The organism is Pseudoalteromonas sp. NFXS39 (assembly GCF_040148775.1).
GTDB lineage: Bacteria > Pseudomonadota > Gammaproteobacteria > Enterobacterales > Alteromonadaceae > Pseudoalteromonas > Pseudoalteromonas apostichopi.
Genome location: NZ_JAGDEC010000001.1, coordinates 621,290 through 635,383, shown reverse-complemented (window position 1 = coordinate 635,383; position 14,094 = coordinate 621,290). Strand labels below are relative to the sequence as shown.

Here is a 14,094-nt window from a genome sequence, read left to right as displayed (position 1 = left end):
ATGACTTATTTTTTACGTTTATTGATGTGTGCTTTATGCGTGACAGGCACTGCCGTCGCAAAACCGCCATTGTTGATGCCTATGCCTGTAAGTGTGACGAATCTTGATGGCCAGCTGCAACTGACATCGAGCCATCTATCAGTTTACCTTGATGAAAAGTACAGAAACTCAAGTAAGTTACTATTTGAAAATACGGCGTTTTTACAAAATTTTTCATCAGTTACTTGGCAAGATAAGCGCAGTGCTCAGTTAAAAATTGAGGTGGCTGCTTGGCTGGGTGATATCCCTCGATTAGATGTTGATGAAAGTTATCAACTGATTATTAGCACTAAGGCCATAACACTTAAAAGCCAAACACAATTTGGCATGTTGCGCGGTTTTGCAACGCTTAATCAATTGCTATTTTCAGCAAAGACACCTTATCAACTTAATGCAATGACAATCAACGATGCACCCACTTATCCATGGCGTGGATTGTTATTTGATAGCGTGAGGCATTTTTTACCTATTAGTGATGTAAAACGGACATTGCGAGGGCTAGCATCAGCAAAAATGAACGTATTTCATTGGCATTTAACCGATGATCAAGGCTGGCGTGTTGCCCTTAAAAGCTACCCGAAATTACACCAAGTTGCATCCGATGGGCTTTTTTATACCGCAGAAGAAATCAAAGATGTCGTGGCATATGCAGCAAATTTAGGAATTCGAGTTGTGCCTGAATTTGATGTGCCAGGCCATGCCAGTAGTATCGTGCTTGCTTACCCAGAGCTTGGCAGCGGAACAAAACTTGATGAGATAGAGCGTCGCTGGGGTGTATTCAGGCCTTTATTAGACCCAAGTAATCCTAAGGTTTATCGTTTTGTTGAAGAAGTTGTTAAAGAATTGACTGAGTTATTTCCTGATCATTATTTACATATTGGTGGTGATGAAATAGATGACAGAGATTGGCAAGAAAATACTCAAATACAATCATTTATGGCTAAGCATAAGCTTTCGGATACGCATGCCTTGCATGCTTATTTTAATCAGCGAGTTGCGGATATATTAGCAAAATATAATCGTAAGATGATAGGCTGGGATGAAGTGTTACACCCTAACTTACCCGAGCAAACCTTAGTGCAATCTTGGCGCGGCCATCATTCCCTCGCGGCTATACAGGAAGCTGGGTTCGATGGGTTATTATCGAGTGGCTTTTATATTGATCAACCACAATGGACCAGTTATCACTATCGCAACCACCCAGATCCAATTAAACCTAAAAGGGTAACTGCTAAAGAGGTAATTAACCACTCAGTTTTTACTTTGAAACGATTAAAAGGAAGTTCAGTCAAAGGAAAAGTGACGGTATTTAGAGATACTCAATCCTTGTTAGCAGCATTGGTATACATAGAAGGAAAAGGGCATTTTATTACTGACCAAGTTGCCCAATCAGAGCACGGTTTTGAGTTATTGATAGACACTTGGATGGGGCCTACAAAGCTTTTTGTAGGAAACATTGAAAGTAATCAAACTGCATTTGTGGGTAACACTCCATACAAGATGAAAAGCAAGTCAGAAAATAAACCAAGCTTAACGGCACTTAATATTTCACTTCACGATGAACAAGGTAAAGATAAAAGTGGCAGGGTGTTGGGCGGTGAAGCAACTATCTGGGCCGAACTTATAACGACAGAGAGCTTAGATACTCGCTTATGGCCTCGTTTATATGCGATTGCAGAGCGATTTTGGTCGCCAAGAACGCAAGTAAATGAGCGAGATATGTATCGTCGTTTAGCAGTAATGGATGAGTTTGCATTGCAGCATGGAGGTCGGCATAAGCAGCAATTTAGTGCTCGATTGAAGGCATTGTTAGGCGACAATGTAACACAAGAGAAAATTGCTAATTTACTAAAATTTAGCGAGTTTTTAGAGCCTGCACATTATTACACCTTGCATCATTTAGCTTATTTGCGTGATGAATACCATCATGGGGCTCCCCTTGATAAGTTAGTTGATGTGCTGCCAGTTGAAAGCTTAATGCTGCGAGAGTTTGATTATAAAGTGGCTGACTACAAGCAGTCTTGTTCTAAAGCTCTTGAGAGCTCATTGCAATTACAAGTTGATGAATGGCATAAGTTTATTAAGCATAACAAGGTCTTAATTGAAGGAATTAAAGAGTGGCGAAAACCCTACCTGCAAATTAAACACGCGCTGCAGTCAAATGAGTCACAGTTCATTGTTAATAATAATGGCACGATTGCTCAGTTAGTGGCTTCATTAAATCAATATAAAAAAGTGTCTTCACTTTGTAAAAACAGTGGATAATGAGCAATTAAAAGGAGTGTTAGTTTCGGAATTTATTCTGGCCTAATGCTCTATTTGTAGGGCTAAAAGGTACTTTTTTATGTGAATCTATCACTTACTGAGATAAACTTTATTAAAGTACCTTCACAATTGGTTTTTCAATGTGGTTTAGTAACAATAAAGATCAACTCATTCATGAGTTGCAGCATGATGTTGATAAAGGTCAGCAGTATTTAGCTGGGATCAGAGAAAATATTGCTTATATCGAATTTACACCCGATGGAACTGTTCTTGAAGCCAATGATTTGTTTTGTAAAACAATGAAAGTGCAAGCAGGCGATATTATTGGTCAGCATCATAGTAAGTTTTGTGCGCCTGAATATAGTAGCTCAAAAGAATACCAAACCTTTTGGCAAGATATTGCTAGAGGCCAAGCAAAGTCAGGGGTTTTCTCTCGCATTAATGGTGCCGGCGAAGATATTTGGCTGCGTGCAACTTATTTTCCCGTTAGGGGTGATGATGGCCAGGTACGCTGTGCGATTAAGTTTGCTTCAGAAATTACCAGAGAAGTTGAAAAGCTTGATGAAATGTCGGCAATTTATGATGCCGTTAATAAAAGTACCGCGATGATCCGTTTTACTCCTGATGGTCATATTATTTCTGCAAATGATAATTTTCTTAATGTTGTGGGTTACAGTCTCGCTGAAATCCAAGGTCAGCATCATAAATTGTTTTGTTATGATGACTTTTATCAAAACAACCCCAACTTTTGGCAAGAGCTTGCGAACGGGCGCATTTTTTCTGGGCAATTTTCTCGTAAAAAACGTGATGGCAGCCCGCTTTATTTAGAGGCAACCTACAACCCTATTTTTAATAAACAGGGTAAAGTGACGCAGATTATTAAGTTTGCATCTGATGTCACCGCCAGAGTTAACAGCACCGAAGAAGTTAAACATGCAGCAGAAAATGCTGGCTGCACTTCGAAGGAAACCTCGCAAGTCGTGACGAATGGTCAACAGCGAATTTTGAGCAGTGTTGAGTCATCAAAAAAAGTGAGCGAGCAGGTTCATCAAACTCGTGAATTGTCAGATGTATTAGCGCAGCAGTCATCACAAATAGGTGAAATTGTAACGACTATTAATAGCATCGCAGAGCAAACAAACTTACTAGCCTTAAATGCAGCGATTGAAGCCGCTCGAGCAGGGGAGCATGGTCGTGGTTTTGCGGTGGTCGCCGATGAGGTTAGAAATTTATCGCAACGTACTTCTGCGTCAACCAGTGAAATATCAGGTCTTATTGGGAAGACTCAAGAAATTGCAGCAAAAATGACAGCCCTTATCGAAGAAATAGAAGCGTTGTCTGGTGAGTCTCAACAAAATGTTGAAGAAGTCAGCATGATAATGGGAGACATTAAATCAGGTGCAGATAAAGTGGTGGATAAAATATCCGAAGTGATTACTCGCTACGATAAACTTTAAAACAAAAAGCCCGCATTGCGGGCTTTTTAGTGGGGTATTGATACTAATCCGCAATAATACATAATTATTTTGAGGGATTAAACCTGTCGCTATCTGCGTTAAAAATTCCTGATTTAGAACAACTAAATAACGAAATTTTTGCATTGTTACCAACAAGCTTTTATTGCCTCAAAATAGACCACTTAATTAAGTGAATTGGTATTAAAGCCAATATTATTCAGAAACTGTGAAAGACACGTTTAAGTCTTCACCCGATGTTACTGTAATTGGTTTAACTTGATAAAGCGTAAATGCTTCGTCTTGAGTTTCTACGTCATCGATATGCGCTGCACAGGTGTAGGCAAGTTGGTAATCACCTGGTTGAATGAACGCAAGTTCAAATTCGTATTGGTTATCTTCGCTATCGAAAATCACATCAGCAGTTGCAAGTGGTGCATCTAGTGGTGTTTCATCTTCGTTAACTTCATAGTTATCCATTGGCATTTCAACATCGCTGCTGTATAGGTAAATAGCATGACTGAATGAGCCATCTTCTAATGCGATATCGATATTATCTGTTTCACAGTTAGCGATGAGTACGTCGCTAACAGTACCTTCGATATCTTCAGACTCGGCAAGGTTTTCTAAACGAACACCGCGTGGTTTTAAGAAGATCTCATCACTATTTTGTGGATCAACCAATGACTTTTTAAGGTCAAACTCAATAACAAAGTCGTTACCAGCTTGGTTAAGGGTAAAACCATCAAGTTGGATTTCACCTACACCATCGTTGCCTTTACGCTTAACAACCAGTGGTGCAATGCTGTCATCTTCGTAAACAACATGCGAAGTCATGGTTAAATCGTTTGTGTCACCATTGATAACATCTGCACGGATCCATTGATATTCGCCAGCAGGAACTTCTTCATCTTCTAGTAAAGAAAATACATCATCACCTGTGTAGTCTAACAAGTTAACCATTTCAGGCATGGTTTCATCATCATCTTCACGGGTCTCAAAAGTGAACTCTTCACCACCTTGGGTTTTCAATGTGATTGAATCAAATACAACATTAACAGCTTTTAAACCTGTCACAGGTGCGTCAGACACACCTAACGTGAATTGTGCAGTTTGCGGCTGAGGATCAACCGAGTCGTTCTTGTCGTTATCTGAGCCACAACCAACCAGTGCAAATAGAACGGCGCTGCTAAGTAATGTAGTTTTAAAGTTCATCATTTCTTCCCTATATGTTCTAAAAATTTACTAATAGTGTAATAACTAAAACTTAATGTAACTTGAACTACTAATAGTAAGTTTCTGGTAACACCTTTGTACCTTTTTTGTAATGAGATGAAAGTTTTTAAAGGTTTAATTTCAAATAAGAGTGTTTTTGAGGTAAATCCATTTTTCATCCACATTTTGCTGACACCATAACGAAAAATAAAAACCTAGGAACAAAAATGAAAGTTATTGACTTAGAGAAGCGCTTTGAGCTTAGAACTTGGGTCTTGTTAAGTGTATTTAATATGCTCTTATTGGTAGGTTATATGCATAGTAAGTCGGAGTTAGGCAATTTATTTTTTAGTTTTTTACTGTGCAGTGTTTCGTTGTTATTGGCGCTACTTGTAGTGAACTCAAAACGCAATTTAACAGTGTGTCGCCATGGCGTGTATTACCGTAATTTATTTGGACAATGCCGTCATATGCATGCAAGACAAGTTCAGTTTATTCATCATTACTCACTTTTTGGTCTGCGTTTAGTTCTTATTATGAGTGAGAAATATGCCTGCTTTGCGCCATTTTATAGTCTCAGTCATAAGCAGCAACAACGCCTTAAGCGCTACGATAATGATTTATTCGATTGGTTAAAGAACTTACAAAAGACCAATGATTTTTGTTAAGCAGGTATCTCTACCTGCTTAACAATTACGCTAAAATGTTAGGTTTTATAACGACTTACATTTTGTTCTAATTGCGTTGCCGTGTCTGACAGCTCATGCATGTATGATGTGGCTACATCGGTATCATTGGCGGTTTTGTTAGCAATATCAACAATGGTCGTCATGTTTTGATTAATCGCTTCAGACACTGATGTTTGCTCTTCAGCGGCTGTGGCAATTTGTGCATTTTGTGATGTTATGGTGTTAACCGAAAGCAGTACTTCATTAAGCGCTTTTTCGACTTCGCCCGCCTCATTAACACTGGTTGCACTGCCTGATTTAATTGACTGCATAATGCTATTTACAGTTGTTGTTCCTTGCTGTACTTGCTCAATCATTGCCTCTATTTCGTGAGTACTGTCTTGCGTGCGTTTTGCAAGCGTACGCACTTCATCAGCCACCACTGCAAAACCACGGCCCGCTTCGCCAGCACGTGCCGATTCAATTGCCGCGTTTAGTGCCAATAGATTCGTTTGCTCGGCAATGTTTCTGATCACATCAAGCACACTACCAATTTGACTCGATTGTTGATTAAGCTGATCGACCGCATTAGCTCCTTCATCAACTTGTTTGGCAAGGCCGTTAATTACTTTTATAGCGATAAGTAACTGGTTGTTAGCTTGTTTGACTAAATGATCGGCATGTTCAGCAGCGGTTGAGGCCTCTTGGGCACTGCGTGCCACTTCCATTGACGCCGCTGACATTTCGTTTATTGCCGTTGCAACTTGTTCACTTTCTTCATGTTGACGATTAATACCTGCGTGCATATTGGCAAGTAGCTCATTGAGCTTATGTGACGCTTGATTCATCGATTGCGATGATTGGCGTATATCAATAACCATTTTTCCGACGTCATCGGCAAAGCGGTTAAACGAGCTGCCAAGTTTGCCGAGTTCATCGTCTCGTTTCACCATTAAACGCTGGGTTAAATCGCCATCACCTTGTGATATATCGTTCATTGCTAGTACGGTTGTGTGAAGAGGGCTAGTAATACTGCGCGATACCACCACAGCAATCGCTGCGGTAATTGCAACTGCAAATACTGAAGCGATAATAGTATTAATAAAGGCATTATCAATACCTTCATTAACTCGTTGCTCTGTTACTGCAACTTGTTGCTCAAGACCGCTGATCCAAAAACCTGTTCCTAGTACCCAATTCCATTTTGGTACCAAAGCGGCATAACCGAGCTTAGGATTTACACTGCCATTGGTATTTTTCCAAGAATACTGCACATAGCCACCGCCTTTCTTCGCCGCATCAATGAGCTCTCGTATCAGATAAACCCCATTAGGATCTTTAAAATCATAAAGGTTTTTACCCTCAAGAGAAGCGTTAACGCCATGGGCAATGTTGATACCTTTAACATCATAAACAAACACATAGCCGGTATCGCCAGCATCATCAAAACGCAAATTACGTAAGATACTTTTTGCTTGGTTTTGCAGCTGTTCAGTATTAGAGCCATCATCTTGCGCGATCAGGTGAGCAATCGAGCTCATGGCAATTTTTTGATAGTTACTGACTTCGGCCTTTCGGTCGTTTTCCATTTGTGTGGCAAAACTTTCAACGGTTTGTGCACCACTGTGTTTTGACTGCACATAGTTGTAGAGTGTCAGCATAATTGCAATGAGTAGGGGGGGAAGTAGGGCTAGAAAGAGTACCCGTTGCTGTATTGATAGCGCCATTTATCGCTCCTAATAAAAATCCGCAGTACTAGTTTAGTACGTTTAAAGATTTTTATTAGTCGACTTTATGGTTATATCAATTGGCTATAAAAAGCAGATCTAGGCGACTTGCTTATAAAAATACACCGTTGCGTCAAATTCACCGGAGGAACTTTTCGCAAAACCAGGAATAGTGCCAGCTTCAATATAATCGAGTTTGCGATACAAATATGAGGCAGTATCACCTTGGCGGGTATCAAGTACCAGTAATTGAATACCTAATGTACGGGCGTCGGTCTCTAGACTATTCATCAATTGTTTTGCTATTCCTTTGCCTTGATATTCGCTGTGTACCATGAGCTTTTCTACCTCGCCGCGGTGAGCGCCATTGGCTTTGGCGCACAAAGAAAGCTGCACTGAGCCAATCACCGTATCACCATCAAGGGCAAGATAAAGCCTACGGTAAGGAGTTGCTAAATCTCCATCGACCCCTTGCCAGTAGTCATGTGCTGACTGTAATGATAAAGGGGCAATAAAGCCGATTGATGCGCCACTGGCAACGCTATCAATCAGTAAAGTATTGAGTGATTTAGACACCCCTTTAATAGAGTGTACTGCTTTAAGTTTCATTATTTATTCTTGTTGAAATGGATACACAGAGCCTAAATTAAGTAAGCTGGTTAACTCATCAAGTGCCTGATAGCTTTCGGTTAAAAGCAGTGGGTCGGCAAAGTCGTCACTACTTAAAGAGTCACGGTAATGCTTATTCGCCCAACTCACTAGTTGAGTATATTTTTCTTCGCTGAAGCGCACACCCGGATTGACCGCTGCCAGTTCGTCAGTATTGAGTGCAACACGTAAGCGTAAACAAGCAGGGCCACCACCATTTTGCATGCTTTGGCGCAAGTCAAAAAAGCGTACTTGTTGAACTGGGTTATCTGCCAAAATCATTTCTTGAATGTAATCGTGGACGGCTTGATTGCGCTGACACTCTTTAGGGGCAACCAGCATCATGCTGTCATCACTTAAGGTAATTAATTGGCTATTAAATAAATAGCTGCTTACGGCATCTTTAATGCTCACTTTATTGGTTGGTACTTCAATAATATGCAGTGGCTTGTTGCCAAGGTAGGCTTGTTTAATTTGTTTTAAAGTATCAGCTTGATGCAAAAACGCTTGTTCGTGGCATAAAAGTACATTGCCATTGGCCACAGCAATTACATCGTTGTGGAAGACACCTTGATCTATTACATCAGGATTTTGTTGAATAAATAACTGATTTTCTGGCTTTAGCTGATGTAAACGGGCAATTGCTTGCGATGCTTCTAGAGATTGTCTTGCAGGAAATTTAACGGGTTTTGGTAGGGCGCTATTAAAACTACTTGCACCATAAACAAAGATCTCAAGCCCTGCATCTGCATGGCTGTCGCATAATCGATTATGATTTGCGGCACCTTCATCACCAAAAAAGCCTTGATCAGGTAAGTGTGTATGATGGCTAAAGTAACGCTCATCGTTAAACATGGCTTTTAGTAATGCCGTTGTTGTGACAGGTTCTAACGAGCGGTGAAATTTGTTATTTAAGTTAGCAGCCGTAAAGTGCACTTTGCCATCAAGAGTATCGACTGAAGGCGAAATAGTGCCAGCATTGGCTGTCCACATTGCCGATGCACTGTAACAAGCTCGCAGTAAAACAGGGTCGGCTTTAAATGCTTTTTCAATAATTTGGCTATCGCTGCCTGTAAAGCCTAAACGCCTTAGCACATTAATGTCAGGGCGAGCATGAGGTGCAAAAATACCTTGTTCTAGGCCTAATTCGTGCATTGCCTTCATTTTTTCAAGGCCTTGTAGCACAGCCTCTTTGGGGTTGGAATGCGAAGAGGCGTGACTTAGTGAAGCGACATTGCCATACGATAATCCCGCGTAATTGTGAGTAGGCCCCACTAAGCCATCAAAGTTTACTTCTACTGCGTGCATACTTAATCCATCATTATTGTGCGTGTATTTTAACCATACAGAAGTTATTTAGCTGAAGCTAGCTAACTCCATTTCTACATTACGTAGACTTTGTTGAAGGCGCTTCTGAGTGGCAATTAAATACGCTTTTTGTTTGTTCTGTTTAACTTGTTGCTGTCGTGCAGCTTTATATAACACACGCTTAGGAATGTCGTACTGCTCAGACGCTTCGGTGATTGTAAGTTGATGAACCGAAATTTTTTTAAGCGCTTCAATAAATGCGGGGTCATTATTTAACATAGCGACGCTCCAAATCAGCAACATTATGCGGATCGTTTGCTTCATGCATATGCCATGTGCTGATGTCTAATCGCCAAAGTAGATAAAGAGTGTGAAAGAAGTTAGTCACGTTAGTCTCCTTGTTAGTGCCTGTTCATACTCACTATAGGAAGATCTGTGCCAAACCTTTATTAAATTTAAAAGCATTAAAAATCAATTGGTTAATATTTTTTGGCTGGGGAGTCCCTAAAATCAGGCACTAAAATAGTGAAAGGTAATTGCTGTAATGCACTTTAATGATGCGTGTTTTTATTGTTGAGTGAGGAACTACGCGATGTGAAATCGCTGCTACAAGCTGGCTCCTCGCTTCTCGTAACTTTACTCTCGTAACTTGAATCTTAATCTTTTGTTTCGCGCGCCAAGCAAGCGTGACGCCTACAGTCAGCAGCGGCTTTATGCCGCGACATGGGTGAGGTAGGAGAGATACAAGAATAAAACGCGATGTAAAATCGCTGCTACATGCTCGCATCTCGCTTCTCGAAACTTTACTCTCTCTAACTTTCCCCTCGTAACTCGTACCTTGTTACTCAAACCCTTCCAATACCAGCTTTCCGCGAGCCTTATGAGACTCTAAAATCCTATGGGCTTTAATAAGGTTTGCTACGTTTATCTTACCTAAATGTTCACCCAATGTTGTTTTGATTGTGCCGTTATCAACTAAGGTGGCTAGCTCTGAAAGAAGCTGATGCTGGGCAATCATATCATCGGTTTGGAACATTGAGCGGGTATACATAAACTCCCAATGCAACGAAATACTTTTACGCTTTAACTTTAAAATATCAAAGCTTGCAGGGTCGTCGATCAGTGCCAATTTACCTTGTGGCTTGATCACTTCCATAATGCTATCAAGGTGTTGGTCGGTGTGCGTTAAGCTAATTACGTAATCAAATTCACTAAGTTCAGCTTCAAGGCGTTGCTGGTTAAGGTTTTTGCTATGATCAAGCACATGATCAACACCTAAATCTTTAAGCCAGTTGGCGCTTTCTTCTCGTGCGGCGGTACCAACAACTGTTAAATTGGTAAGCTGTTTGGCAAGTTGCACTAAAATTGAGCCTACACCACCTGCGGCACCGATCACTAATACAGAGGCTGGTTTATTGTTCTTAGATTTTTCAATCTGTAAGCGATCAAACAATAACTCCCATGCCGTGATACTGGTTAATGGCAGGGCGGCTGCTTCACTATTGCTGAGGCTTGTTGGTGCAAGACCGACAATGCGCTCATCAACAAGTTGCAGTTCAGCATTACTGCCTTGGCGCGTTAAGTCGCCAGCATAAAACACACGGTCACCCACATTAAATAACGATACTTTGTCGCCAATAGCTTTAATCGTACCCACAGCGTCCCAGCCAATAACCTTATAGCCACTCTCGGGTGACACATTAGCGCGAATTTTAGTATCAACTGGGTTTACTGAAATTGCTTCTACGGTTACAAGAATATCGTGACCTGTGGCAACTGGATCAGGTAATTCAATCGCTTGTAGTGATGAGTCAGATAACGTTGGGGTTGCTGTGGTGTATCCAAATGCTTTCATGATGGTGTCCGTATTGATGAGTTTTGAACACTATAGCGCATAGAATTATATTAAAAAGAGTTGTAATCCAAATTCACTTTCAAATAATTTTTGTTAATTAAGGTCACCATTTACTAAATCGAGTAACTCAATTAGTTGCAACGCTTGTTGATCGTTAATGCTTGGGAAGCGACAACGAATTTTCGACGGTATCTCAGCGGCTTGATCTTGCATCGCTTTGCCTTTGGCTTCGAGCTGAACGAGTCGTTTGCGTTTATCTTGGCTATCTTTGATGATCGATAATAATGCTTTGTCGCTCATTTTTTTTAAAATTTGCGTCATCGCACCGCCATCAATGGCGGTTTTTTCAAGTAGTTCTGCAATGCTGATCTGATCTTTTTCCCACAGCGCCATCATCACTACGTATTGCGGGTAGGTTAAATCTAATTGATTGAGAGAATCTCGATACGCACGGGCAATCCCATTCGATGCCATATATAAGCGATGGCATAGCTGGTTATCTAATTTTAGTTGTGGGTATTTCATACTCGATCCTCAAAACTTAATAAGAGTATTTTAATTTGCATACAAAATATTTGCAATCCCGAAAAAGCTGATCTAATATATTTTGCATACAAAATATATTTCCACTTAATTAGGAGAGTAACCATGAAAGAACTGCAAAGCGTCGCATACACAGCAAAAGCAACAGCTACGGGTGGTCGTGAAGGTACAGCAAAATCAGATGATGGCCGTTTAGATGTGGCACTATCAACACCTAAAGGGTTAGGTGGTGATGATGGTCAAGGTACAAACCCTGAGCAATTATTTGCAGCAGGTTATGCGGCGTGTTTTATCGGCGCATTAAAACTAGTTGCTGGCCAAGCAAAAATTAAATTACCAGCAGATACTCACATAAACTCAGAAGTATCAATTGGTCCTATCGAAGGCGGTTTTGGTATTGCCGTTAAGCTTGCGGTATCAGTGGGTGATCTTGATAAAGACACAGCCCTTGCTCTAGTTAATAAAGCACACGAAGTATGCCCATACTCAAACGCAACGCGCGGTAACATTGCTGTAGAACTATCAGTGATCTAATCATTGTTGATCAAATTAAGCCGTGCTTTAAGTGCGGCTTTTTTGTTTTTCAGCAATCGATTTTGCTAAATCGCCTGAGTCAGTGAGCGCTGATACTAAGCCTTCGCGCGGCTCACTAAATTCTATTGGCTTAATCTTACTTGCTCGCTCTTTATCGAATATTGGTATTTGGCTCATCGCGTATTCAGATAAGGCGGTAATGGTTAATGATGGGTTTACCCCTAAATTACCCGGTATGATTGAACCGTCGATAACACGCAGGTTTTGATAGCCAAATACTTCACCCGAGCTATCAACTACGCCGTTGGAAGCATCAGTACCCATAGCGACCCCACTCATGATATGTGCCGTCATCGGTACACCAAATAGCACTTCAGATAAGGCTGAGCCTGGCACACCGCCAAGTTTTTCGGCGTATAGTTTGGTCGCTTCTTCTGCTTTTGGAAAACTAACGCTAAGCGGCGTATCATTTTCTTTTTGCACTGCAGTTATGCTCTTTTTAAAGAAGCGATACCATTTGCGTCGCCACTCAAGGTGAATAAACGCCTCTGATTTTTGCATTACTAAAAATAGAATGGAGCTGCGGGCTTTGCCTTTTGGGCGCAGAACTCTGGCTGTTTTTATTGGATGTCGCAGTGTGTTAACTAAAAACTTAGTAATACGCTTTAGACCTTTTCCTGTCACCATGGGAACGTAAGGTAAATATAGCCATGTGCCATCGGCGCCCTCTCTAAACCGGCAAATTTCAATGTTAGTGTCTTTATCGACCGAAATAAATGAGCTGATGGCAACACCATCATCAACTTTTTTAGTGGTGTTGTTAGCGGTGGTGAGGGTTTCTGAGTTAGTGCGAATTTGCTTCCCAAGCCAAGCTGAAATATTGGGCAATGTTTTGTTTTTATCACGCATTTTTAAAAGCAACGGAACGGTGCCCATTACTCCTGCACTTAGCACAACCCCTCGTGTTGTCAGGGTATAAATATGGCTATTGCGATGACTGGTATCTTTAATTTTGATTTTGTATCCGGCGCTACCATCTGCACTGAGCGGGGTGATTTTTATTACTTCAGAGCTTGGTCTTATTTCTACGCCGTTGCGCTCGGCAAAGTAAAGATAGTTTTTCATTAAAGTGTTTTTAGCATTATGGCGACAACCAATCATACAGCTACCACAGTAATGACAGGTATTTCGCCTTGGACCATCACCGTTAAAGTAAGGATCCGGTAGCTCTTTGTTATAGGCTTCGCCGGGTTTTGCAAAAAGCACACCTGTGTTCACGGTTTTGAAGGAGTCACCTTGACCCATTTGCTCAGCAATGTCTTTAAGCGCGTGATCGGCAACATTGGTGTAAGTATTTTTGGCACTGCCTAACATGCGCTGTGCAAGACCATAGTAGGGCATTAGGGTTTCCTTCCAGTCTGATTTTATTCGTGTCCAAGCTGGAGATTGAAAGACTTCATCATCAGGAATAAGGTGCACATTGGCATAAACTTGTGAGCCACCCCCAACACCGACGCCATGCAGCACTGTGACTTTGCTGGTAAACGAAAATTGAATGCAGCCTTTTAGGCCAATTTCTGGCTGCCACATATAGTTTTTGATATCTAAATTGGTTTTTGGAAACTCTTTATCGTCGCGGCGCAGGCCTTTTTCGAGTACTAATACCCGGTTACCTTTCTCGCTTAGGCGTAGCGCACTAACAGAGCCACCAAATCCGGAGCCTATAATAATTTGGTCAAAATCAAATGTGTGTTGCTGCATTATTGTAACCTGTTGGTGTTACCTACTATTAAAGACTTGGATTAGTAGTGGTGGCATGTTTAATTTCTCTACCTGCA

12 protein-coding genes are annotated in these 14,094 nt (G+C 41.0%); 4 read left to right on the top strand and 8 right to left on the bottom strand.

Annotation, left to right across the window (positions count from 1 at the left end):
* Both J3455_RS02710 and J3455_RS02705 read left to right on the top strand, forming a co-directional pair.
* On the top strand, window positions 1-2,304 hold the full coding sequence (locus J3455_RS02710; RefSeq protein WP_349560978.1) for a family 20 glycosylhydrolase: 2,304 nt from the start codon (window positions 1-3) through the stop codon (window positions 2,302-2,304).
* A gap of 140 nt (window positions 2,305-2,444) precedes the next feature.
* On the top strand, window positions 2,445-3,761 hold the full coding sequence (locus J3455_RS02705; RefSeq protein ID WP_130052820.1) for a methyl-accepting chemotaxis protein: 1,317 nt from the start codon (window positions 2,445-2,447) through the stop codon (window positions 3,759-3,761).
* Window positions 3,762-3,974: 213 nt separating this feature from the next.
* Here J3455_RS02705 and J3455_RS02700 read toward each other — a convergent pair whose 3' ends face one another.
* Window positions 3,975-4,973 carry a DUF4382 domain-containing protein gene (locus J3455_RS02700; RefSeq protein ID WP_349561108.1) on the bottom strand — a complete coding sequence of 333 codons (999 nt, stop codon included), beginning with the start codon at window positions 4,971-4,973 and terminating at the stop codon, window positions 3,975-3,977.
* A 227-nt stretch (window positions 4,974-5,200) separates the two neighbouring features.
* Between J3455_RS02700 and J3455_RS02695 the strand changes: the two genes are divergently transcribed.
* Window positions 5,201-5,641, top strand: coding sequence for a hypothetical protein (locus J3455_RS02695; protein WP_130052819.1), 441 nt, complete (start codon window positions 5,201-5,203; stop codon window positions 5,639-5,641).
* Window positions 5,642-5,679: 38 nt separating this feature from the next.
* On the opposite strand, the gene J3455_RS02690 is transcribed toward J3455_RS02695, so the two are convergent.
* From J3455_RS02690 to J3455_RS02665, 6 genes are all read right to left on the bottom strand, one after another.
* A complete protein-coding gene (locus J3455_RS02690) occupies window positions 5,680-7,368 on the bottom strand; it encodes a methyl-accepting chemotaxis protein (RefSeq protein WP_130052818.1) in 1,689 nt (562 codons plus the stop codon).
* A gap of 99 nt (window positions 7,369-7,467) precedes the next feature.
* Window positions 7,468-7,977, bottom strand: a complete 510-nt coding sequence (locus J3455_RS02685) for a GNAT family N-acetyltransferase (protein ID WP_130052817.1) — start codon at window positions 7,975-7,977, stop codon at window positions 7,468-7,470.
* A 3-nt stretch (window positions 7,978-7,980) separates the two neighbouring features.
* Window positions 7,981-9,324: an N-succinylarginine dihydrolase gene (astB, locus tag J3455_RS02680; protein WP_250662288.1), complete on the bottom strand. Its 1,344-nt coding sequence runs from the start codon at window positions 9,322-9,324 to the stop codon at window positions 7,981-7,983.
* Between the two features lie 48 nt (window positions 9,325-9,372).
* Window positions 9,373-9,603: a helix-turn-helix domain-containing protein gene (locus J3455_RS02675; protein WP_054562555.1), complete on the bottom strand. Its 231-nt coding sequence runs from the start codon at window positions 9,601-9,603 to the stop codon at window positions 9,373-9,375.
* A 562-nt stretch (window positions 9,604-10,165) separates the two neighbouring features.
* Window positions 10,166-11,179 carry a zinc-binding alcohol dehydrogenase family protein gene (locus tag J3455_RS02670; protein WP_297330088.1) on the bottom strand — a complete coding sequence of 338 codons (1,014 nt, stop codon included), beginning with the start codon at window positions 11,177-11,179 and terminating at the stop codon, window positions 10,166-10,168.
* 93 nt (window positions 11,180-11,272) lie between these two features.
* Window positions 11,273-11,704: a MarR family winged helix-turn-helix transcriptional regulator gene (locus J3455_RS02665; protein ID WP_130052814.1), complete on the bottom strand. Its 432-nt coding sequence runs from the start codon at window positions 11,702-11,704 to the stop codon at window positions 11,273-11,275.
* 123 nt (window positions 11,705-11,827) lie between these two features.
* On the opposite strand from J3455_RS02665, the gene J3455_RS02660 reads away from it, so the two are divergent.
* Complete coding sequence (locus J3455_RS02660) at window positions 11,828-12,256, top strand: organic hydroperoxide resistance protein (RefSeq protein ID WP_054553604.1); 429 nt, start codon at window positions 11,828-11,830, stop codon at window positions 12,254-12,256.
* Between the two features lie 27 nt (window positions 12,257-12,283).
* Here J3455_RS02660 and J3455_RS02655 read toward each other — a convergent pair whose 3' ends face one another.
* On the bottom strand, window positions 12,284-14,017 hold the full coding sequence (locus J3455_RS02655; RefSeq protein ID WP_167657455.1) for a GMC family oxidoreductase: 1,734 nt from the start codon (window positions 14,015-14,017) through the stop codon (window positions 12,284-12,286).
* Window positions 14,018-14,094 lie beyond the last annotated feature (77 nt).